General features: G+C 70.3%; 19 protein-coding genes and 1 pseudogene. 10 read left to right on the top strand and 10 right to left on the bottom strand.

Features of this window, described 5'->3' with window-relative positions; genetic code table 11:
- Positions 1-30: 30 nt before the first annotated feature.
- The 3 genes from gltX to ACWGE1_RS28835 all read right to left on the bottom strand — a co-directional run bounded on the left by gltX (position 31) and on the right by ACWGE1_RS28835 (position 2,573).
- Positions 31-1,506 (bottom strand): glutamate--tRNA ligase, encoded by a 1,476-nt coding sequence (gene gltX / locus ACWGE1_RS28845; protein WP_453423387.1) that lies wholly within the window; start codon positions 1,504-1,506, stop codon positions 31-33.
- Positions 1,499-2,287 (bottom strand): fumarylacetoacetate hydrolase family protein, encoded by a 789-nt coding sequence (locus ACWGE1_RS28840; RefSeq protein WP_453423386.1) that lies wholly within the window; start codon positions 2,285-2,287, stop codon positions 1,499-1,501. Before ACWGE1_RS28840 ends, gltX begins: the two co-directional genes overlap by 8 nt.
- Before the next feature lie 97 nt (positions 2,288-2,384).
- Complete coding sequence (locus ACWGE1_RS28835) at positions 2,385-2,573, bottom strand: hypothetical protein (protein WP_030718375.1); 189 nt, start codon at positions 2,571-2,573, stop codon at positions 2,385-2,387.
- Between the two features lie 579 nt (positions 2,574-3,152).
- On the opposite strand from ACWGE1_RS28835, the gene ACWGE1_RS28830 reads away from it, so the two are divergent.
- The 8 genes from ACWGE1_RS28830 (at position 3,153) to ACWGE1_RS28795 (ending at position 13,447) form a co-directional block, all read left to right on the top strand.
- Positions 3,153-6,818 (top strand): nitrate- and nitrite sensing domain-containing protein, encoded by a 3,666-nt coding sequence (locus tag ACWGE1_RS28830; RefSeq protein ID WP_453423385.1) that lies wholly within the window; start codon positions 3,153-3,155, stop codon positions 6,816-6,818.
- Between the two features lie 9 nt (positions 6,819-6,827).
- Positions 6,828-7,241 (top strand): roadblock/LC7 domain-containing protein, encoded by a 414-nt coding sequence (locus ACWGE1_RS28825; RefSeq protein ID WP_030708442.1) that lies wholly within the window; start codon positions 6,828-6,830, stop codon positions 7,239-7,241.
- Between the two features lie 153 nt (positions 7,242-7,394).
- On the top strand, positions 7,395-7,787 hold the full coding sequence (locus ACWGE1_RS28820; RefSeq protein ID WP_030037344.1) for a DUF742 domain-containing protein: 393 nt from the start codon (positions 7,395-7,397) through the stop codon (positions 7,785-7,787).
- Positions 7,768-8,349 (top strand): GTP-binding protein, encoded by a 582-nt coding sequence (locus ACWGE1_RS28815; protein WP_046776286.1) that lies wholly within the window; start codon positions 7,768-7,770, stop codon positions 8,347-8,349. The genes ACWGE1_RS28820 and ACWGE1_RS28815 overlap by 20 nt, the downstream gene beginning before the upstream one ends.
- A gap of 293 nt (positions 8,350-8,642) precedes the next feature.
- Entirely contained in the window at positions 8,643-11,822 is a 3,180-nt protein-coding gene (locus ACWGE1_RS28810) for a nitrate- and nitrite sensing domain-containing protein (protein ID WP_453423384.1), read from the top strand.
- Positions 11,823-11,832: 10 nt separating this feature from the next.
- Positions 11,833-12,246, top strand: a complete 414-nt coding sequence (locus ACWGE1_RS28805) for a roadblock/LC7 domain-containing protein (protein WP_030037347.1) — start codon at positions 11,833-11,835, stop codon at positions 12,244-12,246.
- A 93-nt stretch (positions 12,247-12,339) separates the two neighbouring features.
- The gene (locus ACWGE1_RS28800; protein WP_453423383.1) at positions 12,340-12,882 is read left to right on the top strand and encodes a DUF742 domain-containing protein; all 543 of its coding nucleotides are present in this window, start codon (positions 12,340-12,342) and stop codon (positions 12,880-12,882) included.
- Positions 12,863-13,447: a GTP-binding protein gene (locus ACWGE1_RS28795; RefSeq protein ID WP_007266770.1), complete on the top strand. Its 585-nt coding sequence runs from the start codon at positions 12,863-12,865 to the stop codon at positions 13,445-13,447. Before ACWGE1_RS28800 ends, ACWGE1_RS28795 begins: the two co-directional genes overlap by 20 nt.
- Before the next feature lie 231 nt (positions 13,448-13,678).
- Here ACWGE1_RS28795 and ACWGE1_RS28790 read toward each other — a convergent pair whose 3' ends face one another.
- Together ACWGE1_RS28790 and ACWGE1_RS28785 are read right to left on the bottom strand one after the other, a co-directional pair.
- Positions 13,679-13,879 carry an acyl-CoA carboxylase subunit epsilon gene (locus ACWGE1_RS28790; protein ID WP_453423382.1) on the bottom strand — a complete coding sequence of 67 codons (201 nt, stop codon included), beginning with the start codon at positions 13,877-13,879 and terminating at the stop codon, positions 13,679-13,681.
- A 23-nt stretch (positions 13,880-13,902) separates the two neighbouring features.
- The gene (locus ACWGE1_RS28785; protein ID WP_453423381.1) at positions 13,903-15,486 is read right to left on the bottom strand and encodes an acyl-CoA carboxylase subunit beta; all 1,584 of its coding nucleotides are present in this window, start codon (positions 15,484-15,486) and stop codon (positions 13,903-13,905) included.
- 272 nt (positions 15,487-15,758) lie between these two features.
- On the opposite strand from ACWGE1_RS28785, the gene ACWGE1_RS28780 reads away from it, so the two are divergent.
- Entirely contained in the window at positions 15,759-16,379 is a 621-nt protein-coding gene (locus tag ACWGE1_RS28780) for a YceI family protein (protein ID WP_453423380.1), read from the top strand.
- A 31-nt stretch (positions 16,380-16,410) separates the two neighbouring features.
- Here the strand turns inward: ACWGE1_RS28780 and ACWGE1_RS28775 are convergent, their stop codons facing one another.
- Positions 16,411-17,763: a hypothetical protein gene (locus ACWGE1_RS28775; protein ID WP_453423379.1), complete on the bottom strand. Its 1,353-nt coding sequence runs from the start codon at positions 17,761-17,763 to the stop codon at positions 16,411-16,413.
- Positions 17,764-17,870: 107 nt separating this feature from the next.
- Here ACWGE1_RS28775 and ACWGE1_RS28770 point away from each other — a divergent pair, with 107 nt between their 5' ends.
- Positions 17,871-18,398 (top strand): hypothetical protein, encoded by a 528-nt coding sequence (locus tag ACWGE1_RS28770; protein ID WP_453423378.1) that lies wholly within the window; start codon positions 17,871-17,873, stop codon positions 18,396-18,398.
- 21 nt (positions 18,399-18,419) lie between these two features.
- On the opposite strand, the gene cimA is transcribed toward ACWGE1_RS28770, so the two are convergent.
- The 4 genes and pseudogenes from cimA to ACWGE1_RS28750 form a co-directional block, all read right to left on the bottom strand.
- Positions 18,420-20,048, bottom strand: coding sequence for a citramalate synthase (gene cimA / locus ACWGE1_RS28765; protein ID WP_453423377.1), 1,629 nt, complete (start codon positions 20,046-20,048; stop codon positions 18,420-18,422).
- Positions 20,049-20,420: 372 nt separating this feature from the next.
- The gene (locus ACWGE1_RS28760) at positions 20,421-21,044 is read right to left on the bottom strand and encodes a TetR/AcrR family transcriptional regulator (RefSeq protein WP_453423376.1); all 624 of its coding nucleotides are present in this window, start codon (positions 21,042-21,044) and stop codon (positions 20,421-20,423) included.
- A 39-nt stretch (positions 21,045-21,083) separates the two neighbouring features.
- Positions 21,084-22,133 carry an agmatine deiminase family protein gene (locus ACWGE1_RS28755; RefSeq protein ID WP_453423375.1) on the bottom strand — a complete coding sequence of 350 codons (1,050 nt, stop codon included), beginning with the start codon at positions 22,131-22,133 and terminating at the stop codon, positions 21,084-21,086.
- A gap of 30 nt (positions 22,134-22,163) precedes the next feature.
- Positions 22,164-22,565, bottom strand: a pseudogene (locus ACWGE1_RS28750) (urease subunit alpha); the annotation flags it as partial.

The raw sequence follows: 22,565 nt of genomic DNA, 5'->3' as shown, positions 1-22,565 counted from the left end.
CACCGCCCCCTGCGGGACGTACGGGAGGAGCTACGCGGCGAGCTTCGCCAGTGCGGCGTCGATGCGGGCCAGCGACCGCTCCTTGCCCAGGATCTCCAGGGACTCGAAGAGCGGCAGGCCGACCGTGCGGCCGGTGACGGCCACGCGGACCGGGGCCTGGGCCTTGCCGAGCTTGAGGCCGTGGGCCTCACCGGCGGTCAGGACGGCCTGCTTGAGGGACTCGGGGTCCGACCAGTCGGCCGACTCCAGGTGGGCGCGCGCGGTGGTGAGCAGCGCGGCCGGCTCGCCCTTCATCGCCTTGTCCCACGAGGCCTGGTCCTCCACCGGCTCCTTGCGGAACAGGAAGTCCACGTTGGCGGTGATCTCCGACAGGACGCCCACGCGCGTCTGGGCGTACGGCGCGATGCGCTCCCATGCCTCGGCGTCGAAGTCCTCCGGCTCCCAGTTGGCGTGCGGGGCCTGCAGCCACGGGGCACACCGGTCCGCGAAGACCTTCGGGTCGAGCAGGCGGATGTGGTCGCCGTTGATCGACTCGGCCTTCTTCAGGTCGAAGCGGGCCGGGTTGGCGTTCACGCCGTCGATGTCGAACTTCGACACCATCTCCTCGATCGAGAAGACGTCCTGGTCCTTGGAGAAGGACCAGCCGAGGAGCGAGAGGTAGTTCAGCAGGCCCTCGGGCAGGAAGCCGCGCTCGCGGTACAGGTTGAGCGAGGCCTCGGGGTCGCGCTTGGAGAGCTTCTTGTTGCCCTCGCCCATCACGTACGGCAGGTGGCCGAAGGCGGGGGTGGTCTTGGCGACGCCCAGCTCGATCAGCGCCTTGTAGAGCGCGATCTGGCGGGGGGTGGAGGAGAGCAGGTCCTCGCCGCGCAGGACGTGCGTGATCTCCATCAGCGCGTCGTCGACCGGGTTGACCAGCGTGTAGAGCGGGGCGCCGTTGGCCCGGACGATGCCGAAGTCCGGCACGTTCTCCGGGGTGAAGGTCAGCTCGCCGCGGACGAGGTCGGTGAAGGTGATCGGCTCGTCGGGCATCCGGAAGCGGACGATCGCCGGGCGGTGCTCGCCCTGGTACGCCTCGACCTGCACGGTGGTGAGCTCGCGGCAGTGGCCGTCGTAGCCGGAGGGCTTGCCGGCGGCGCGGGCGGCCGCGCGGCGGGCGTCGAGCTCTTCGGTGGTGCAGTAGCAGTGGTAGGCGTGGCCGCCGTCCAGCAGCTTCTGAGCGACGTCCTTGTAGATGTCCATGCGCTCGGACTGGCGGTACGGGGCGTGCGGGCCGCCGACCTCGGGGCCCTCGTCCCAGGTGAAGCCGAGCCAGCGCAGCGAGGCGAGCAGCTGGTCGTAGGACTCCTCGGAGTCGCGGGCCGCGTCGGTGTCCTCGATGCGGAAGACGAACGTGCCGCCGTGGTGGCGGGCGAACGCCCAGTTGAAGAGTGCGGTCCGCACCAGGCCCACGTGGGGGTTGCCGGTCGGGGAGGGACAGAAACGTACGCGGACGTTCGCGTTAGCCACGCTTGATCACCTTGTTGGTGAGAGTGCCGATGCCTTCGATGGTGACGGCGACCTCGTCGCCGACGTTGAGGGGGCCGACTCCGGCCGGGGTCCCCGTGAGGATGACGTCGCCGGGGAGCAGCGTCATGGCCTCGGTGATGTGGACGATCAGGTCCTCGATGGAGCGAACCATGTCACTGGTGCGGCCGAGCTGGCGCTGTTCGCCGTTGACCGTGCACTGGATGGTCAGGTCGCCCGGGTCCAGATCGGTCTCGATCCAGGGGCCGAGGGGGCAGGAACTGTCGAAGCCCTTGGCCCGGGCCCACTGCTTCTCCCGCTGCTGGACGTCGCGCGCGGTGACGTCGTTGGCGCAGGTGTAGCCGAGGATGACGTCCTTGACGCGCTCCCTCGGGACCTCGCGGCACATGCGGCCGATGACCACGGCGAGCTCCGCCTCGTGGTGGAGGTCCTGCGAGAAGGAGGGGTAGGTGATCGGGTCACCCGGGCCGACCACCGAGGTGGAGGGCTTGAAGAAGGTGATCGGGGCGTCCGGGACCTCGTTGCCCAGCTCCGCCGCGTGCTCCGCGTAGTTGCGGCCGATGGCCACGACCTTGTTCGGGAGCACGGGCGGCAGCAGCCGGACCTTGCTCAGCGGGACCTTCGTGCCCGAGAGCTCGAAGTCCGCGAAGGGGATGCCCTTGATGATGTCGAGCACGAGCGTCGAGTCGTCGCCGGGGGCGCCGTCGCCCTCGACCGCACCGAACGCGACGTTGCCGTCGATCGAGAACCTGGCGATGCGCACGTGTTGCGTCTGCCCCTCTGTATTTCCGCCGGCTGGAGTCTGCGGACTCCAGGCTAACGCGGAGGGCAGCGGCGCTTCACGTTCCTTTGCGGGGTGGCTACTCCGCGGCGGCGGCGACCGGCACGTTCATGAGGACGGTGCGGCGCGGGTTCGCGGTCTGCGTCGGCAGCTCGACGGAGTGCTCCGGGGTGGCCGGGGCCGCCTGCAGTTCCTCGGCGTCCTTCAGGTGCGCGAGGGTCGTGCGGCGGGGGTTGGCTATGTTGCGGAACATCGTCGTCGTCTTCATCGGAGTTCGGGGTCCTCGGTTCGATCTGTGAGTGTCGGCTGTCGCATGCACCAACCCTGGCGCCAACCCTTTAAGGGGCAAGGCTAAACATCTGAATCCCCCGGCGAACCAGGAAGTAATGGCCACGGCTATGTGAGTTTGCTCACCCGTCACCCGACATTCCCGACACAACGGACAGCCAACTTCACCCCCCGAAACGGACATTGCGCCACTGAATGCGTCATTCCGCTCCTGATCATCTCGACTGGGACACCTTGACGGTCGCGTTGTTTGGTTGGCGTAAGTCCGGTTTCTACCCAATGCGGTCACACACCGCGTAGCGCGTCCGTCACGAGTCGTAACCGACTCTCCGGGCCGGAGCTCGCACCTTGTTGGAGATCCTGCACTGTGCTGGAATTCGCGGGACCGCCGCGGGTATCAGCCGGCGCGCAGGTGGCGCGACTCAGCGCCGAGCGCGGTGGACAAGAGAGGAAGACGCGCCGGTCACCGACGACCACCATGGGGCGGCAAGTGCCCCACGACTCGACACCGTCCCACCGGTCGCCCGGCGGGACGCCTGGTCCAGAGGTTGCGACGCTAGTGCAGGGACGATTCAAGAGGGATGGCAGCGCTGCGGCGGAGCAGGAGCCGCGCGGCGGGACCGACCGTGGCTCCTCGCCCCAGCACGCCCAGAACCGCGGGCCGGCTGTCGAAGGCGCAGGCCCCGACACCTCCGCCGCGGTGAAGGCGAAGGGCCGTGGGAAGTCCGTCAAGGCCAGGGTCAAGGCGAAAGCCGGACCTGTCGCGCCTGTCGGACCGGCGGAGCAGGACGTGGCGATACCGAAGGCCCCCAGTGGGCCCGGTTCTCGTCTCGCCATGCAGAACTGGCGCATCAGCACGCGACTGGTGTCGCTGCTGACCCTGCCGGTCGTCGCCGCCACCACGCTGGGTGGCTTCCGTATCAACGACTCGCTCAACGACATCGCACAGCTGGAGCACATGCAGCTGCTGACGACGATGACGCGACAGGCCACCAACCTGGCCGCCATGCTCCAGGAGGAGCGTGACCTGTCGGCGGGTCCCCTCTCGCTCTCCAACGGCAAGACCAACAGCAGCGTCGAGAGTGCGCGTCAGAGCACCGACGTCGCCGCCAAGGCCTTCGCCGCGGCGACCGACAGGGTCGACAGCACGGGCGAGAAGGACGACACCCTCAAGTCGATCCGCAACAACGTGCTGCAGATCGGCCGCCAGCTCACGAACATCGAGACGATCCGCACCAAGGCGTACGCCAACGGCGCCCAGCAGACCGTCAGCGAGTACAACGCGATGATCGTCTCGCTGCTCTCGCTCTCCCAGGACATGGCGCAGGCCACCTCCAACCCGGAGATGATCAAGCGCACGCGTGCCCTGGCCGCGTTCTCCTCCGCCAAGGAGTACGCCTCCATCCAGCGCGCGATCATCGCCGCCTCGCTCCCCGACACGGCGGAGAAGCAGGGTGTGCTGAAGGAGAACGACCGTCTGTACGCCCTCTCCGCCCAGAAGGGCGAGCAGCAGGCGAAGACGACGTTCGAGCTCGTCTACCAGGGCCGTACCGAGGAACTCCTCGCGGGTCTGGGCGACAGCAACTCCGAAATCTCCAGCGCCGACCACTACGCGCGCCGCGTGCTGGCCAGCCAGGACGCCTTCCTCCGCGAGAAGAACCGCTCCTGGCTCGACTGGTACGACGCCGACGGCACCAAGCTCACGGCCATGAAGGTCATCGAGCTGACCCTGCTCGAGGAGATGGAGCAGAAGGCCCGTGAGCTGAAGAACGAGGCCCAGCAGGACGCCATCATCAACGGTGCCCTGATCCTCCTCGTCCTCGGTGTCTCCCTCGTCGGCGCGTTCGTCATGGCCCGCTCGATGATCCGCTCGCTGCGCCGCCTGCAGGACACCGCGACGCGCGTCGCCCAGGACCGGCTGCCCGAGCTCGTCAAGCAGCTGTCCGAGTCCGACCCGCAGGACGTGGACACGTCCGTGGAGTCGGTCGGTGTGCACACCCGCGACGAGATCGGCCAGGTGGCCGCGGCATTCGACGACGTGCACCGCGAGGCCGTCCGCCTCGCCGCCGAGCAGGCCCTCCTGCGAGGCAACGTCAACGCGATGTTCACCAACCTCTCGCGCCGCTCGCAGGGCCTCATCCAGCGTCAGCTGTCGCTCATCTCCGAACTGGAGTCGCGCGAGGCCGACCCGGACCAGCTGTCCTCCCTCTTCAAGCTCGACCACCTCGCGACCCGCATGCGCCGTAACGGCGAAAACCTCCTCGTCCTCGCGGGCGAGGAGCCGGGCCGCCGGTGGACCCGCCCCGTCCCGCTGGTCGACGTGCTCCGTGCCGCCGCCTCCGAGGTGGAGCAGTACGAGCGCGTCGAGCTGGCCTCGGTGCCCGGCACCGACGTCGCCGGCCGCGTGGTCAACGACCTCGTGCACGTCCTCGCCGAGCTGCTGGAGAACGCCACCTCGTTCTCCTCCCCGCAGACCAAGGTCAAGGTCACCGGTCACGCACTGCCCGACGGCCGCGTGCTCGTCGAGATCCACGACACCGGTATCGGCCTCTCCCCCGAGGACCTCGCCGCGATCAACGAGCGACTCGCGTCGCCGCCGACCGTGGACGTCTCCGTCTCCCGCCGCATGGGTCTGTTCGTGGTCGGCCGCCTGTCCCTGCGACACGGCATCCGCATCCAGCTGCGCCCGTCCGACTCGGGCGGTACGACGGCCCTCGTCATGCTGCCGGTCGACGTCGCCCAGGGCGGCAAGAAGCCGGGTCCGATGGCGGGCCAGGGCGGTCAGGGCGGCCCCAATGGCGCTCCGGGTGTCCCCGGTGCGCAGGGTGCCGTACCCGGCGCGGGCGCACGTCCGTCCGTGGGCTCGGGCCCGCAGCGCGGTCAGGTCTCCGGCGGCGCCCAGCGCGCCGCCCTGCCGGGCCGCGACGGCGGCCCCGGTCAGCGTCCGCAGGGCCCTCAGGGCCCGCAGGGCGGCCGGCCCCAGCAGGGCGGTCCCGGTGCTCCCGGCGGCCGTCCGCAGCAGGGTCCGACCACCGCGGGCCAGGGCCAGGGCGCCTTCGGTTCCGGTGCGCCGCTGCCGGCCCGTGGCCCGGTCGCCAGCGCCGGCTTCGGTGGTGGCCCGCAGGCCCGCCCGGCCGCCGGTGGTCCGTCCGGCTACCCGCAGGGCAACGGCTTCGAGCGGCCCCAGCAGCAGCAGCAGTCGCAGCAGCACCAGCAGCAGCCGGCCGCTCCCGCGGCTCCGGCTCCGGGCGGCGCCCGGCCGCAGCTGCCGCCGCGCGGTGGCGCTCCCCGTGCCGAGCTCCCCGGCCCGCAGACCACCAGCTGGGGCAGCGACCAGGCGCGCGGCCACGACGAGCTGTCGGGCCCCGGCTCGACGTCCGAGTTCGCCCGCCCCGACTTCAACGCCCCGATGCCCCAGGCGGACGGCGGCAACAGCACGACCGGACAGTTCGAGCGTCCGGACGTGCGGGGCCCCGTGAACCCGTCCACCACCGGACAGTTCGAGCGCCCGGGCTACCAGCCCCAGCGTCCCGGCGGTCCCGGTGTCGGCGGTTACGCCCCGCAGCCCCAGGCCCCCCAGCAGCCGCAGCACATGCAGCCGCAGGCCGGCGACGCGTACGCACCCGTACCGCCCGCCCGCCCCGAGGCTCCGCGACTGCCGCAGGCCCACCGGCCGGAGGCACTGCCCCCGGCGCAGAGCTCCGGCGACGCCCGCAGCCCGATCTTCGACACGCTGGAGTCGAACTGGTTCCGCGAGGAGGGGCAGCAGCCCCCCGCGCAGGGACCGGCCGTGCCCCAGCAGGGCCAGCAGCCGCAGCAGTCCGCTCCGGCGGCCCCGGCTCCGCAGCACCCGCTGCCGCAGCGCGGGCAGGAGCAGGCGGCCGAGCCCGCCGCCACGGCGACCGGCGCCATGCCGACCGTCAGCTGGAAGTCCTCGCCGAACGACGAGCTGATGCGGCAGGCCGAGCGCGTGCGCCAGCCCGCCGCCGGCGGCATCACGACCTCGGGGCTGCCCCGCCGGGTCCCGCGGGCGAACCTCGTGGCCGGCACCGCGCAGCAGCAGTCCGATGCGCAGGCAGGTCCGCAGGTCTCCCGGGCGCCGGACGATGTCCGCGGCCGTCTGACCAACCTCCGACGCGGTATCCAGCAGGGCCGTCAGGCCGGCAACAACGGACCGGCGACCGGCAGTTACCACATCGACCCCACTTACCAGCAGGAGCGATAGTTGAGTTCGATGAGCCAGGCGGCACAGAACCTGAACTGGTTGATCACCAACTTCGTGGACAACACCCCTGGGGTGTCCCACACGGTGGTGGTCTCCGCCGACGGACTCCTTCTGGCGATGTCCGAAGGTTTCCCCCGCGACCGCGCCGATCAGCTGGCGGCCGTGGCCTCCGGACTGACCTCGCTGACCGCCGGTGCCTCCCGCATCTTCGAGGGTGGCGCCGTCAACCAGACCGTGGTCGAGATGGACCGGGGATTCCTCTTCCTCATGTCCGTCTCGGACGGATCCTCCCTGGCCGTACTGGCGCACCCCGAGTGCGACATCGGCCTCGTGGGCTACGAGATGGCCCTCCTGGTGGATCGCGCGGGCAGTGTCCTCACTCCGGACCTGCGCGCCGAACTGCAGGGAAGCCTGCTCGGCTGACCTCCCCCCTCTCCCGGCCGGACGGTACTACCGGCCGGGAGATCGGGGCACCGCCCCGGAATCCAGTACCCCCGCCAGGCCGTCATACCGTTCCCCCCACCGGCCGCCCCGTCAGACGGCACGCTGACCACTGCTGTCCAGCCCGGAGGATCAATGACCCCGCCCCCCGCCTACCCCGATGCGTACGGAGATTCGTACTCGGAAGGCGATCAGCCGCTGGTGCGTCCGTACGCGATGACCGGCGGCCGTACCCGGCCCCGCTACCAGCTCGCCATCGAGGCGCTGGTCAGCACCACCGCCGATCCGATGCACCTGTCCGGCCTGCTCCCGGAGCACCAGCGCATCTGCACCCTGTGCCGCGAGGTCAAGTCGGTCGCCGAGGTCTCCGCACTGCTGTCGATGCCGCTCGGTGTCGCCCGGATCCTCGTCGCCGACCTGGCGGAGGCCGGAATGGTGGCCATCCACCAGCCGGGCAATGGAGAGGCCGGCGGCACGCCGGATGTAACGCTGCTCGAAAGGGTGCTCAGTGGCCTTCGGAACATCTAGCGGAGCGGCTCCCCGCTCCACCACCTCCGCGAAGATCGTGGTGGCGGGCGGCTTCGGCGTGGGCAAGACCACGTTCGTCGGAGCCGTGTCCGAGATCAACCCGCTGCGCACCGAAGCCGTGATGACCAGCGCCTCGGCCGGGATCGACGACCTCACCCACACCGGTGACAAGACGACCACCACGGTCGCCATGGACTTCGGCCGCATCACGCTGGACCAGGACCTGATCCTGTACCTCTTCGGTACGCCGGGCCAGGACCGCTTCTGGTTCATGTGGGACGACCTCGTCCGCGGCGCGATCGGTGCGATCGTGCTCGTGGACACGCGCCGCCTCGCCGACTGCTTCCCCGCGGTCGACTACTTCGAGAACAGCGGCCTGCCGTTCGTCGTGGCCCTCAACGGCTTCGAGGGCCACCAGCCCTACACGCCGGAGGAGGTCCGCGAGGCCCTGCAGATCGGTCCCGGCGCTCCGATCATCACCACCGACGCCCGCCACCGCGCGGACGCCAAGAGCGCGCTCATCACGCTCGTCGAGCACGCGCTCATGGCGCGTCTCAAGTAACACGGTTTCAGTTGTCGCGCGGGAGGGGCGGGCTGTGTCTTACGACACGGCCCGCCCCTGTCGTTCATAACGTTTCGACAGAGAATTGCAGCCATTTGGCAACGGGGTGCGTTCGACTGGTGCCCCTGCGCGCACAACAGCCCCTGCTTTTGCCGCAGGACGCTCTTTATGTCCGATTTATGCGGGGCATAAGGTTCTTGGAATGGCCGGTTCCAACTGTTTGGAACACGGCCGTTAACCGTGCTGGAATTCAACGAACTAGCTAGTAGCACCGCCGAGAGGTTGTTGGTCGAGTGAGGCGAAGCATCGCAAGCCCCGCGGATGAACCCGCGCGCGGCAACTTCACCCCGCCGCCGCGAGCGGCCACGTCGCCCGTCGACGTGCCCGTGGACCCACCCGCGAGCAGCGGGAGCAGCAGCAGGTTCTCGCCCCGCAACTGGCGTGTGCCGACCCGTCTGAACGCCATCCTGCTCGTGCCGGCCCTCGTGGGCCTGGTCATGGGCGGCTTCCAGGTGAAGGGCTCCATCGACACCTGGAACGAGGCCAAGGACGCCGAGAAGATAGCCACGGTCGTCCAGGCGGCCTCGGGTTACAGCCAGGCACTGCTCAACGAGCGTGACCTCACCGCCGAGCCCCTCCTGAACGGCCAGACGAAGGACCCCAAGGTCGCCAAGGCCTACGAGGACACCTCAGCGGCCAAGGAGAAGTTCGACAAGGCCGTCCAGGACATGCCGAAGAACCTCGGCCTGGAGCGGCGACTGGACCTCTTCCGCGCGGAGGAGCCCAAGCTGAGCGCTGTCCGCGACAAGGCCTACCAGGCCGCGCTGGAGAGCCCCAAGAAGAACCTGCCCAGCTCGGCCGGCCCCATCCCGACCGAAGAGGGCTATGTGCTGGTCCAGCACTACCTCATGCAGTTCGCCAACGAGCTCGGTCTCGGCACCGGCAACGTGACCTCGTACGGCCGCATGGTCTACGCGATCCAGCTCGCCAAGGCCGCGAACTCGCTGCAGCGCTCCGTCGGCACGCACCTGCTGGTGCGCCCGAGCGCGGACGAGAACACCCGCAAGGCCCAGCTCGTCGCCTTCTCCTCCTATGCCTACCTCGAGGAAATCGCCATCGGCGAGTACGTCGCGGCGGGTACCGAGGAGGACGTGAACCGCCTCAAGGCGGTCATGGCCAAGAAGTCCGAGGAGGGCGCGGCGAAGATCGCCGACGCCAAGCACCAGGCCGAGCAGGCCGGTGTCCGCTTCGTGCCTCCGCCCACGGTCAACCAGTCCCCGCTCCTCGGTATGACCGAGGCGATCGCCAGCGGCGACCCGAAGAAGAAGCTGGCCGAGAACGGCACCAACCCCGCCTTCTGGCAGGCCGCCGCCACCGCGAAGTTCGACGGTTACGACGAGGTCGAGAAGGAACTCCTCGACAAGGCCGTCAAGGACGCCGTCGCGGTCTCCGACGACGCCCGTACCGACGCGATCGTCAACGGCGCCATCGTGGTCGTGGCCCTGCTCGCCGCCTTCATCCTGGCGGGCATGATGGCCCGCCAGATGGGCCGCGCGATGGCCCGCCTGCGCACCGCCGCCTTCGACATCGCCGAGCAGCGCCTGCCGATGCTCGTCGACCAGCTCTCGCGCACCGACCCCGGCAAGGTGGACACCCGTGTCCAGCCGATCCCCATCGACTCCCAGGACGAGATCGGCGAGGTCGCCCGCGCCTTCGACCAGGTCCACCGGGAAGCGGTACGTCTCGCCGCCGAGCAGGCGCTCCTGCGAGGGAACGTCAACGCGATCTTCACGAACCTCTCCATGCGCAACCAGTCGCTGATCGAGGGCCAGCTGACCCTCATCACCGACCTGGAGAACAACGAGGCCGACCCGGACCAGCTGGAGAACCTCTTCCGCCTGGACCACCTGGCCACCCGCATGCGCCGCAACGGCGAGAACCTCCTCATCCTCGCGGGCGAGGAGCCGGGCCGCCGCTGGGACCAGCCGGTCCCGCTCGTCGACGTGCTGCGCGCCGCCTCCTCCGAGGTGGAGCAGTACGAGCGCATCGAGCTCTCCGGCGTCTCGGAGGCCGAGATCCACGGCCAGGCCGTGACCGACCTCGTGCACCTGCTCGCCGAGCTGCTGGAGAACGCCACCACGTTCTCCTCCCCGCAGACCAAGGTCCGTGTCAACGCCACGCGTCTGCCCGACGGCCGCGTGATGGTCGAGATCCACGACAAGGGCATCGGCCTCACCGCCGAGGACTTCGCGGACATCAACCACAAGCTGGCCAACCCGCCGACCGTGGACGCCGCGATCTCGCAGCGCATGGGTCTGTTCGTGGTCGGCCGGCTGGCGGACCGCCACAGCATCCGCGTCCAGCTGCGCCCCTCGGGCGAGGCGGCCGGCACCACGTCGCTGGTCATGCTCCCCGACGCCATCACCCACGGTGGCGGTGGCGAGGGCATTCCGGACGACGACTTCACGGTCTCCCAGATCATCCCGGAGCAGCAGGCCCAGCTGGCCGCTCCGCTGCGCACCGCCGCCGAGCTCGGCTTCGACGACTCGCGGTACGAGCAGCAGGGCGCCGACGGCCTCCCGGCCGACCCGGTCGGCCGGTCCCTGGGACAGCAGGAGCGCCGGGCCGCGCTGGCGGCCCAGGTGGGTTACCCGCAGGAACAGCAGCAGTACCCCGCGCAGGGCTATCCGGAACCTCAGCCGGAGCACGGGTACCAGGAGTACCAGGGCTACGAGCAGCAGACCGAGCAGGCCTACGACTCCTCGTACGAGGCCCAGCAGGCGCAGGGGTACGACGCGTACCCGCAGCAGGACTACGGTTATACGGAAGACGGATACCCGGACCAGCAGCCGGCCGCTCAGGGCTACGACAATGGCTTCGCAGCCAGGTCGGAGCAGTCCGAGTGGCCCGAGCAGAACACGTATCCGGCTGCCTACCAGCAGGATTACGGGACCGAATCGGAATCCCAGGCCGTCCCCGAACCGGCCGCGGAACGCGTAGGCTTCGACCGTCCGGGTGCCGCTGCCGACACCGGTCACGCGGTGACCGGAGCGGGCCTGCCGCGACGCGGCAGCCAGCAGCAGTGGCCGTCCGGGAAGCAGGAAGCGGAGTCCACCGGATCCCTCTTCGAACAGCGGTCGCCGCGTCAGCAGCAGCCCGCCGGGACGGAGCGGGCCCCGGAGGAAACTGAAGGCACCGCCGCCTGGCGTTCGCGCAACGACGAACGCTGGCAGCAGGCCGGAAAGCTCCGTGAGCCGAAGGCGGGCGGGGTCACCCCGTCCGGTCTCCCTCGGCGAGTGCCCAAGGCCAACCTGGTCGAGGGTGCAGCGGAGACGACCCCGCAGGGCGGCCCCCAGGTCTCCCGCGCTCCGGAGGATGTCCGCGGCAGGTTGAGCAACCTGCGGCGCGGTGTCCAGCAGGGACGCAGCGCGGGTTCTGAGCAGTCAAGTAACAGCTATGACCAGGAGCGTTAGTGTGAGCCCGATGAGCCAGGCGGCACAGAACCTGAACTGGTTGATCACCAACTTCGTGGACAACACCCCTGGGGTGTCCCACACGGTGGTGGTCTCCGCCGACGGCCTTCTTCTGGCGATGTCCGACGGATTTCCGCGCGACCGCGCCGATCAGCTGGCGGCCGTGGCCTCCGGACTGACCTCGCTGACCGCCGGTGCCTCCCGCATCTTCGAGGGTGGCGCCGTCAACCAGACCGTGGTCGAGATGGACCGGGGATTCCTTTTCCTCATGTCCGTCTCGGACGGATCCTCCCTGGCCGTACTGGCGCACCCCGAGTGCGACATCGGCCTCGTGGGCTACGAGATGGCCCTGCTGGTGGATCGCGCGGGCAGTGTCCTCACTCCGGATCTGCGTGCCGAACTGCAGGGAAGTCTTCTCAACTAGCAAACAGGCAGTGCGTTTCGCGCCATCGCACCATAGGGTGCGGTGGCGCGGTTCCACAGGGAGTACTGCGTACTTGGAGTCGGAGGAGGAAACGTGACAACACCCGGAGGACATCCTTATGGCGGCTCGCAGCAGCCGCAGGGTGGGCACGACCAGAACCGCTTCAACTTCCCCTCCGCGCCCAGCCGGCCCGTGCCGGAGCAGAATCCCTACCACCAGCAGCAGTACGGACAGCCCCAGATGCCTCCCCAGCAGCCGCCGCCGCGTGCCCCGCGGCAGCCGGCGCCGAAGGCTCACAACCCGCTGGTGCGTCCGTACGCGATGACCGGCGGCCGTACCCGGCCGCGCTACCAGCTCGCCATCGAGGCGCTGGTCAGTACCACGGCGGATCCCGCTCGTCTGCAAGGGCAGTTGCCCGAGCACCAGCGCATCTGCCGCCTGTGCCAGGAGATCAAATCCGTAGCGGAGATCTCGGCACTTCTCTCCATTCCTCTTGGTGTCGCCCGCATCCTCGTCGCCGACCTGGCGGAGGCGGGCCTTGTCGCCATTCACCAGCCCGGCGGCGACGAGTCTGCCGGTGGCCAGCCAGACGTGACACTGCTCGAAAGGGTGCTCAGTGGACTTCGCAAGCTCTAACGGCGGAGCGGCTCCCCGCTCCACCACCTCCGCGAAGATCGTGGTGGCGGGCGGCTTCGGCGTGGGCAAGACCACGTTCGTCGGCGCGGTCTCCGAGATCAACCCGCTGCGCACCGAAGCCGTGATGACCAGCGCCTCGGCCGGGATCGACGACCTCACCCACACCGGTGACAAGACGACCACCACGGTCGCCATGGACTTCGGCCGCATCACGCTGGACCAGGACCTGATCCTGTACCTCTTCGGTACGCCGGGCCAGGACCGCTTCTGGTTCATGTGGGACGACCTCGTCCGCGGCGCCATCGGCGCCGTCGTGCTCGTGGACACGCGCCGCCTCGCCGACTGCTTCCCCGCGGTCGACTACTTCGAGAACAGCGGCCTGCCGTTCGTCATCGCCCTCAACGGCTTCGACGGGCACCAGCCCTACACGCCGGAGGAGGTCCGCGAGGCCCTGCAGATCGGCCCGGACGCCCCCATCATCACCACCGACGCCCGCCACCGCGCGGACGCCAAGAGCGCGCTCATCACGCTCGTCGAGCACGCGCTCATGGCGCGCCTGCGATAGTCGCCGGCCGTACCCGACAGGCCCCTGTGTCACACGACGCGGGGGCCTTCGCCATGACCGGCCCACGGGCCCGTACAGCCGGTACGCGCGGAGGTACGCGCGGAGGTACGCGCGGAGGTACGCGCGGAGGTACGCGCGGAGGTACGCGCGGAGGTACGCGCGGAGGTACGCGCGGAGGTACGCGAAAGGCCCCGCACCCTGGACGGGTACGGGGCCCTGCGGGCTCGGGAACTAGCCCTGCCAGCTGTGCGGGGCGCGGAAGCCGGGCGTGCGCTCCAGGCGGCGCCAGCCGGCCTGGCGGGGCATGCGGACCGGGGTCTCCTCGGGCGAGGCGGCCGCACGGGCGAGCAGGATCGCGGTGATCGCGGCCAGCTCCTCGGGGGCGGCGTTGCCCTTCTCGACGCGCAGCAGGGTGTCAGTGGCGGTGGTCATGTGGTGGCAGGTCTCCTTCGCGGTTACTGCGGCGGGTTGCCGTGCTTGCGGGACGGCAGATCGGCGTGCTTGTTGCGGAGCATCGCGAGGGCGCTGATGAGCACCTCGCGGGTCTCGGCGGGGTCGATGACGTCGTCGACGAGGCCGCGCTCGGCCGCGTAGTACGGGTGCATCAGTTCGGCCTTGTACTCCTTGACCATGCGGACGCGCATGGCCTCGGGGTCCTCGGCGTCCGCGATCTGCTTGCGGAAGATGACGTTGGCCGCGCCCTCGGCGCCCATCACGGCGATCTCGTTGGTCGGCCAGGCGTAGGTGATGTCGGCGCCGATGGACTGGGAGTCCATGACGATGTACGCGCCGCCGTAGGCCTTGCGCAGGATCAGCGAGATCCGCGGGACGGTGGCGTTGCAGTACGCGTACAGCAGCTTGGCGCCGTGGCGGATGATGCCGCCGTGCTCCTGGTCGACGCCCGGCAGGAAGCCGGGGACGTCCAGCAGGGTGACGATCGGGATGTTGAAGGCGTCGCACATCTGGACGAAGCGCGCGGCCTTCTCGGAGGCCTCGATGTCCAGGACGCCGGCCAGGTGGCCGGGCTGGTTGGCAACGATGCCGACGACCTGGCCGTTCATCCGGGCCAGGGCGCAGATGATGTTGCGGGCCCAGCGCTCGTGGATCTCCAGGACGTCGCCCTCGTCGACGAGTTCCTCGATGACCTTGAGCATGTCGTACGGGCGGTTGCCGTCGGCGGGCACCAGGTCCAGCAGGACCTCGCTGCGCCGGTCGGCCGGGTCGCTCGTCTCGTGGACGGGCGGGTTCTCGCGGTTGTTCGAGGGCAGCATCGAGATGAGGTAGCGGACCTCGGAGATGCAGGTCTCCTCGTCGTCGTACGCGAAGTGCGCGACGCCCGAGGTCTCGGCGTGCACGTCGGCGCCGCCGAGGCCGTTCTGGGTGATCTCCTCGCCGGTCACCGCGCGGACCACGTCCGGGCCGGTGATGAACATCTGCGAGGTGTCGCGGACCATGAAGACGAAGTCCGTGAGGGCCGGGGAGTACGCGGCGCCACCGGCGCAGGGGCCCAGCATGACCGAGATCTGCGGGATGACGCCCGAGGCCCTGGTGTTGCGCTGGAAGATGCCGCCGTAGCCGGCGAGGGCGGAGACGCCCTCCTGGATACGGGCGCCGGCGCCGTCGTTCAGGGAGACCAGCGGGGCACCGGCGGCGATCGCCATGTCCATGATCTTGTGGATCTTCGTGGCGTGGGCCTCGCCCAGGGCGCCGCCGAAGATGCGGAAGTCGTGCGCGTAGACGAAGACCGTGCGGCCCTCGACCGTGCCCCAGCCCGTGATGACACCGTCGGTGTAGGGCTTCTTGTTCTCCAGGCCGAAGCCGGTCGCCCGGTGGCGGCGCAGCTGCTCGACCTCCCGGAAGGAACCTTCGTCGAGCAGCAGCGCGATGCGCTCGCGGGCGGTCAGCTTGCCCTTGGCGTGCTGCGTCTCGGTCGCGCGGTCACTGGGGCCGCGCCTCGCCTGCTCGCGCAGGGAGTGCAGCTCGGCCACGCGCCCGCGGGCGTCCGTCGGCTCGCTCGGGGTCTGGTCCACAACGGTCATGTACCGACCTTACGAAGATCGCGATGAAAAACCTCCGTTCATTCCGCACAGTCTCGGGAGTCTTCCGCTGTCCGGCCCGCACAGAACGCCCGGGAGATGTAAGGACTACGCCAGACGAGACCCTCCGCCGCTGTAGGACCCCCACAAAATGTCCTGACACCCCGACCAGATGTTGAAATTTGAACGGAATGGGTCTAGCGTCGTTCCTGTTGGAAGTCGTTGAAGATTCAACAGACTCTTCAGACCGAGCAGACACCACCGAGGAGCAAGTCATGGGTCTCTTCACCCGCCGCAGCCAGAACGTGAACGTCCAGGACGGTGCCGCCGTCGCCACCCTCGAGGTGGACCCGGCTCTCGCCGCACTCACCGGCGACTACGTCATCGACCCCGCCCACAGCAGCATCGGCTTCACCGTCCGCCACGCGATGGTCACCAACGTCCGCGGCGCCTTCGCGGAACACGAGGGAAGCCTGCACCTGGACGGCGCCGACCCGGCCCGCTCCACGGCCGCCATCGACGTCAAGATCGCCTCGGTCGGCACCGGTATCGCCGACCGCGACGCCCACCTGCGGAGCGGCGACTTCTTCGACGCCGAGCTCTTCCCGCTGATGACCTTCCGCTCCACCGAGGCGCGTCAGCTCGGCGGCGACACCTACCGCATCACCGGCGAACTGACGATCAAGGACGTCACGCGGCCGCTCTCCATCGACCTGGAGTTCACGGGCTCCGCCACGGACGTCTACGGCAACGAGCGCGTCGGCTTCGAGGGATCCGCCGAGATCCTGCGCTCCGACTGGGGCCTGACCTGGAACGCCGCCCTGGAGGCCGGCGGTGTGATGGTGAGCGACAAGGTGAAGCTGACCTTCGACATCTCGGCCATCAAGCAGGCCTGACCGCCGGAACGCTCCCGGTGCCCGGGGGCGGCTAGAAGCCGCCCCCGCCGTCGAAGCCACCGCCGCCGAACCCACCGCCGCCGCCGAAGTCCCCGCCGCCGAAGTCGGACGGGTTGAAGTCGGCCCCGGAGACGTCCCCGCCCTCGAAGCCGCTGCCCCCGCCGAAGTCCGAGGCGTAGGCCGGGCTGGACATCATCGAACCGAGCATCGTGCCCATCAGCAGGCCGGGCAGGATGCCGCCGCCGAAGTAGCCGCCGGCCCAGGGACCGTACGCCGGGCCGGCGTCGTAGTACGGCCGCAGCCCGTGCTCGGTCTCGACCTTGCGGACCGCCGGGTCCAGGCCGTCACGCAGCCGTACCGCGTCCGCCGTGCAGACCGGCACGGTACGGGCCGACCCGCCGGCCGGAGCCCAGGTGGCGTCCTCGGTGCTCGGCCCGTGACGCGGGTCGAAGAAGCAGGGCGAGCGGCGCTCGGGCAGCGGCCTGCCCTGTCGGCGCGCGTCGAGGGTGGCCAGCGCGAAGCGGCCGTCCTCCAGGGCCTGCGTGGCGCCCTTGACCTCTTCGGGGTACCGGACCGTGGCCATGATCTGTTTGGCCTTCTCGTACGAGTCCAGCCCCTGCTCGTAGTCCCCCCGCATGGCGTCGTCGGCGCCGGGCTCCCCGGGGTGGAAGTCGAGTCGTTCGAGCTCCTCGCCGAAGGCCGTGATGTCCTCGTCGACGACCACACCCAGCCGGGCGATGGCCTCGCGCCGGGTCTCTTCCTTCTTCTTCTGGTTGCGGCGGACCAGCGCGTACGCTCCGCCGCCGCCCACCACGGCCACCGCGCCGAGGGCGATCAGCCCGCCGACCGGGACGCCCTCGTCGGCGCCGGTGGTGCCCCAGGAGGCGGGGGCGCCGCCCTTGACCTGGGTCAGGGCCTGGTCCACGAAGTTGTTCAGCTGCGTGTTCGCGTCCACCGGTGCGCCGGTCTTCGCGGCCCCGGTGAGATTGCGGACGGCGTTGACCGGCATGACCGCCCGGTCGGCGCCGGCGTCGAAGCCGTCGCCGAGCCGGATCGCGTACAGCCCGGTGATGCCCGTCTCGGCGCGGACGGCGCCGAGCACCTTGTCCTCGGGGAATTCGGCAGTGGCCGGCAGCACGGCCACGAACACCGGCTTCCCGGCGTCCTTGATCTTCTCCGCGAGCGCGTCCGCCTCGGCCTTGGACAGCTGCGCCTCGGCGCCGGGCGCGACGTGGACCGGCCCCTGCTTGAGGGCCTCCCCCACGGCGGCGACGCCGGTGGCCGCCGTCGCCTGCGGCGCGGCCACGAGCGCGGTCGTCGACAGCGCCAGCAACAGACCGGACAGCAACGATCCACAACGTACGGATATCAGCCTGGTCCTCATACCAAGACGCTACCCGAACCGGTACTTTCCCGTGTGAGCAGGACATAAGCCCGTCCCTGCCCCGGTGCGCGGGCGGCCCCGTACGCTGCGGACCCAGGGGGTGGGCGATGCGGCGTGCATGGCTGGTGACGGCGTGGACGGTGATGGGTGCGGGGCTGCTGGCCGGCTGCTCGGCGGCCGAGCGGCCGCTGATCGCGGTGCATCACGGCGCGGACGGAACGCCTCGGCTCACGATGGTCCCCTGCGGCAGGGACAGGGTCGCCGCCGCGGACCTGTCCGTCGCTCCGGAGCCCGGATCCGGCACCCCGGACGGACCGGCCGCACCCGCCACGGCGTCCGCGGCGGAGCCGGAGGGCTGGATGGCCGCCGGCTCGTCCCTCACCGTGGGCGCGGTCACGTTCCCGCTGTTCTCCCCGCCCTCCTCGTGGGCGGTCCGGCGGTGGGACGGCGCGGGTGCGGTGCGGCCCGGCTTCCGCTACAGCGTGGGGTTCCGCGCCGAGGGGGCCGACGACTACGCGGGCGTGGTGCGGTTCACCGCGCAGGACCTCGCCGGGCTGAAGCCCGGCGAGGTGTGGGCGGGCGGCAGGGCCATGCCCGAGAAGAAGTTCCGGGCCCTCGCCGAGGACTCGTGCTGAACCGGTGGCGGACTGCGCGGACTACTCGGCCGGTTCGACGCCCGCGTGCAGGAGGCCGTAGGTGAACGCGTCCTCCAGGGCCTGCCAGGACGCCGCGATCACGTTCGGGGCCACGCCGACCGTGGACCACTCGCGTTCGCCGTCCGTCGTGGCGATCAGCACGCGGGTCGTGGACTCCGTACCGTGCGTGCCCTCCAGGATACGGACCTTGTAGTCGACGAGCTCGAACTTGGCGAGCTGCGGGTAGAAGCGCTCCAGCGCCACCCGCAGCGCCCGGTCCAGCGCGTTGACCGGGCCGTTGCCCTCCGCGGTCGCGACGATCCGCTCGCCCTTGGCCCACAGCTTGACCGTGGCCTCGTTGGCGTGGGTGCCGTCCGGGCGGTCCTCGACGATCGCCCGCCAGGACTCGATGCGGAAGTACTTGCGGGCCCGGCCCTCGGCCTCGGCGCGCAGCAGCAGCTCGAAGGAGGCGTCGGCCGCCTCGTACGTGTAGCCCTGGAGCTCCCGCTCCTTGACCCGCTCCACGACCCGGGAGATCAGCGCGCGGTCGTCGCCCAGCTCGACGCCGAGCTCCTTGCCCTTGAGCTCGATGGAGGCGCGGCCGGCCATGTCGGAGACCAGCATCCGCATGGTGTTGCCGACCCGCTCGGGGTCGATGTGCTGGTACAGGTCCGGGTCGACCTTGATGGCCGAGGCGTGCAGGCCCGCCTTGTGCGCGAAGGCGGAGACGCCGACGTAGGGCTGGTGCGTGGAAGGGGTGAGGTTGACGACCTCGGCGATGGCGTGCGAGATGCGGGTCATCTCCGCGAGCGCGCCGTCGGGAAGCACCTTGCGCCCGTACTTGATCTCCAGGGCGGCGACGACGGGGAAGAGGTTGGCGTTGCCGACGCGTTCGCCGTAGCCGTTCGCCGTGCACTGGACGTGGGTGGCTCCCGCGTCCACCGCCGCAAGGGTGTTGGCGACGGCGCAGCCGGTGTCGTCCTGGGCGTGGATGCCCAGGCGGGCGCCGGTGTCGGCGAGGACGGTGGCGACGGTCGCGGTCACCTGTGCGGGCAGCATGCCGCCGTTGGTGTCGCAGAGGATGACCACATCGGCGCCGGCCTCGTGGGCGGTGCGCACGACGGACTTGGCGTACTCGGCGTTGGCCCGGTAGCCGTCGAAGAAGTGCTCGCAGTCGACGAAGACGCGGCGGCCCTGGCCGACCAGGTGGGAGACGGTGTCGCGGACCATCTCCAGGTTCTCTTCCAGGGTGGTGCGCAGGGCGAGCTCGACGTGGCGGTCGTGCGACTTGGCGACGAGCGTGATGACGGGGGCGCCGGATTCCAGCAGGGCCCGCACCTGCGGGTCCTGGGCGGCCGAGCCGCCCGCGCGCCGGGTCGCGCCGAAGGCGACCAGCTGGGCGTTCTTGAACTCGATCTCCGCGCGGGCGCGGGCGAAGAACTCGGTGTCACGGGGGTTGGCGCCGGGCCAGCCGCCCTCGATGAAGCCCACTCCGAAGTCGTCCAGGTGCCGGGCGATCGTCAGCTTGTCGGCGACGGTGAGGTTGATGCCCTCGCGCTGGGCGCCGTCGCGCAGGGTGGTGTCGAAGACGTGGAAGCCGTCGTCCAGGCCTTCTGACAGCACAGTTGCCGCCTCTGGTGTCGTCGTCATGCTGATCTGACTCCTGTCGGTGAGTGGTTCCGGATATGCCCGGGATCCACTGCCCCCATCATCGCGCGCGGTCCGGTCCCGGCAGGGATGGTCCGGGAAACGAAAAAACCTCTCGCGGGTAGCGAGAGGTCTGCGCGCGGGTCCGAGGCACGGTGGCCGCTTCCGCGAAGTTCTTCCGCGGTTCAGCGGCCACTGGGGACCGGCGCGCTGCTGGCGATAATCATGAGCTGAGCAGGCACGCTGGCAGTGTGCCACAACGCCCGCCGCCGATGGACAGGCATCTCACCATGCGGTCATGGCGCACCCGGCGGCCGGCGGTGCCGTGTTGGCCCGACCCGCTGGGGCGCCCGCCGCGGCCCGTGCCGACGGCGCCTACGTGTCGTACGGGGCGAGCGCCTCGGTGAGGTACTCGCGCACGTGCTCCAGGATCTCCTCGCGGGAGGCGGTCGGCAGACCCACCGCCAGCTGGATGCTGAACCCGTCAAGCAGGGCGCGGATGCGGGTCGCCACGCGCTCGGCGTCCACCGGGCGGAACTCCCCGCGCGAGATGCCCTCGGCGAGCAGGGCCACCAGGTCGCGGTGCCAGGCCCCTTCGATCGCCGCCTGCCGGTCGCGCTCCTGGGGGCCGGCGTTCTGGGAGCGGTTCCACACCTCCAGCCACAGCGTCCAGTGCGGATCGCGGGGCTGCGTGGGCACGTACAGGTCCACGTACGCCTGCAGCCGCTCTGCGACCGGACCGCGGCGGGCGAGCAGGGCCCGCCGCTCGCCGCCCAGTTCCGCCTCGCTCCACTCCAGGGTCTGCAGCAGGAGCTCGTCCTTGCTGCGGAAGTAGTAGAGGAGGTGGCCGCTGCTCATGCCGACCTCACGGCCGAGGCCGGCCATGGTCAGGCCTTCCAGGCCGCGCTCGGCGATCGTGGCCATGGCGGCGACGAGTACGTCCTCGCGCGGGGGCGCGTTCTTCCGCGCCGCGCGTACCGGTACTCCACCCGCCACCATGGACCCACTCCTGTCGGTCGGCTGCCGGCCGTCTGCGGATCAGACCTTCGGCTGCTGCTGGGTGATGCAGTGGATACCGCCACCCCCGGCGAAAATCGTACGTGCGTCAACGAGTGTCACGGTCCGCTCGGGGAACAGTCCGCGGAAGATCTCGGCGGCCTCCTCGTCGCGCGGGTCGTCGAAGGCGCACAGCACGACGCCGCCGTTGCACAGGTAGTGGTTGATGTAGGAGTAGTCCACCCACTCCCCGTCCTCCTCCAGCACGGTCGGCGCCGGGATCTCCACGACCTCCAGCTGCCGGCCCTGCGCGTCGGTGGACGCCCGGAGGATGGCCGCGATGGTCTTGCAGCGCTCGTGGTCCGGGTGGGCCGGGTCGGGCTGGGTGTGGACCATGACGACGCCGGGGCGGGCGAAGGCGGCGACGATGTCGACGTGGCCCTGGGTGCCGTAGGTGCCGTAGTCGCCGGCCAGGCCGTACGGCAGCCAGATCGCCTTGGTGGTGCCGAGGTGGGCGTGGATCTCGGCCTCCACCTGCTGGCGGGTCCAGCCGGGGTTGCGGCCCTCGCCCAGCTGCACGGTGTCGGTGAGCAGCACGGTGCCCTCGCCGTCGACGTGGATGGCGCCGCCCTCGTTGACGAGCTCGGTGCTGTACGTACGGGTGCCGGCCACGTCCGAGACGTGCCGGGCGATCTTCGAGTCGTGGTCCCAGCGGGCCCACTCCTGGGCGCCCCAGCCGTTGAAGGTCCAGTCGACAGCCGCGAGCTCGCCGGCGTCGTTGGTGACGAAGGTGGGGCCGATGTCGCGCATCCAGGCGTCGTCGAGCTCCTGCTCGACCAGCTGCACGTCGTCGCCCACGATGGCGCGGGCGCTGTCCGCGTCGCCGGGCGAGACCACGAGGGTCACCGGCTCGTACGTGCGGACCGCTCGGGCTACTGCGCCCCAGGCCGCGCGGGCCTCGGCGAGCTCCTGCGCGTTGGTGAAGGTCGGGTTGGGGCTGGGCCAGGCCATCCAGGTGCGCTCGTGGGGCGTCCACTCGGCGGGCATCCGGAATCCGGCGTCGACCGGCTTGGCGGGCTTGTTGGCGGTCATGGCAGGCAGGTCCTTACGGGCTGAGCTGACTTACAGGAAGTACAGGCGGTTGAGGGAGACCGATTCGGCGGCTTCGGAGCGCAGCGGTTCCCCGTCGAGGGAGACGAGTCCGCTGCGCGCGTCCACATCGACCGCGCCCACCCGGGAGTTGAGCAGGAGGTCCTTGGGGCCGATCCCGCGGGTACCGCGGACGGCGACGCGGCGCCGGCGGGTCGGCATCTCGTCGCTGCCCAGCGCGGCGGCCGCGGCGGAGACGAAGGCGACGGAGATGTCGGCGGCCGTGGCCCCGTACGAGCCGAACTGCGGTCCGAGGACGAGCGGTTCGCAGGTGTCGGTGGCGGCGTTGGGGTCGCCGGTGACCCCGTACGCCGGGAAGCCCGACTTGAGGACGAGCTGCGGCTTGGCGCCGAAGAACGGGGGGCGCCACAGGAC

The sequence above is a fragment of the Streptomyces sp. NPDC054932 genome, from assembly GCF_053610205.1.
Note: the sequence above shows the minus strand (reverse complement) of the source record. Positions and strands in the feature narration are given on the sequence as shown.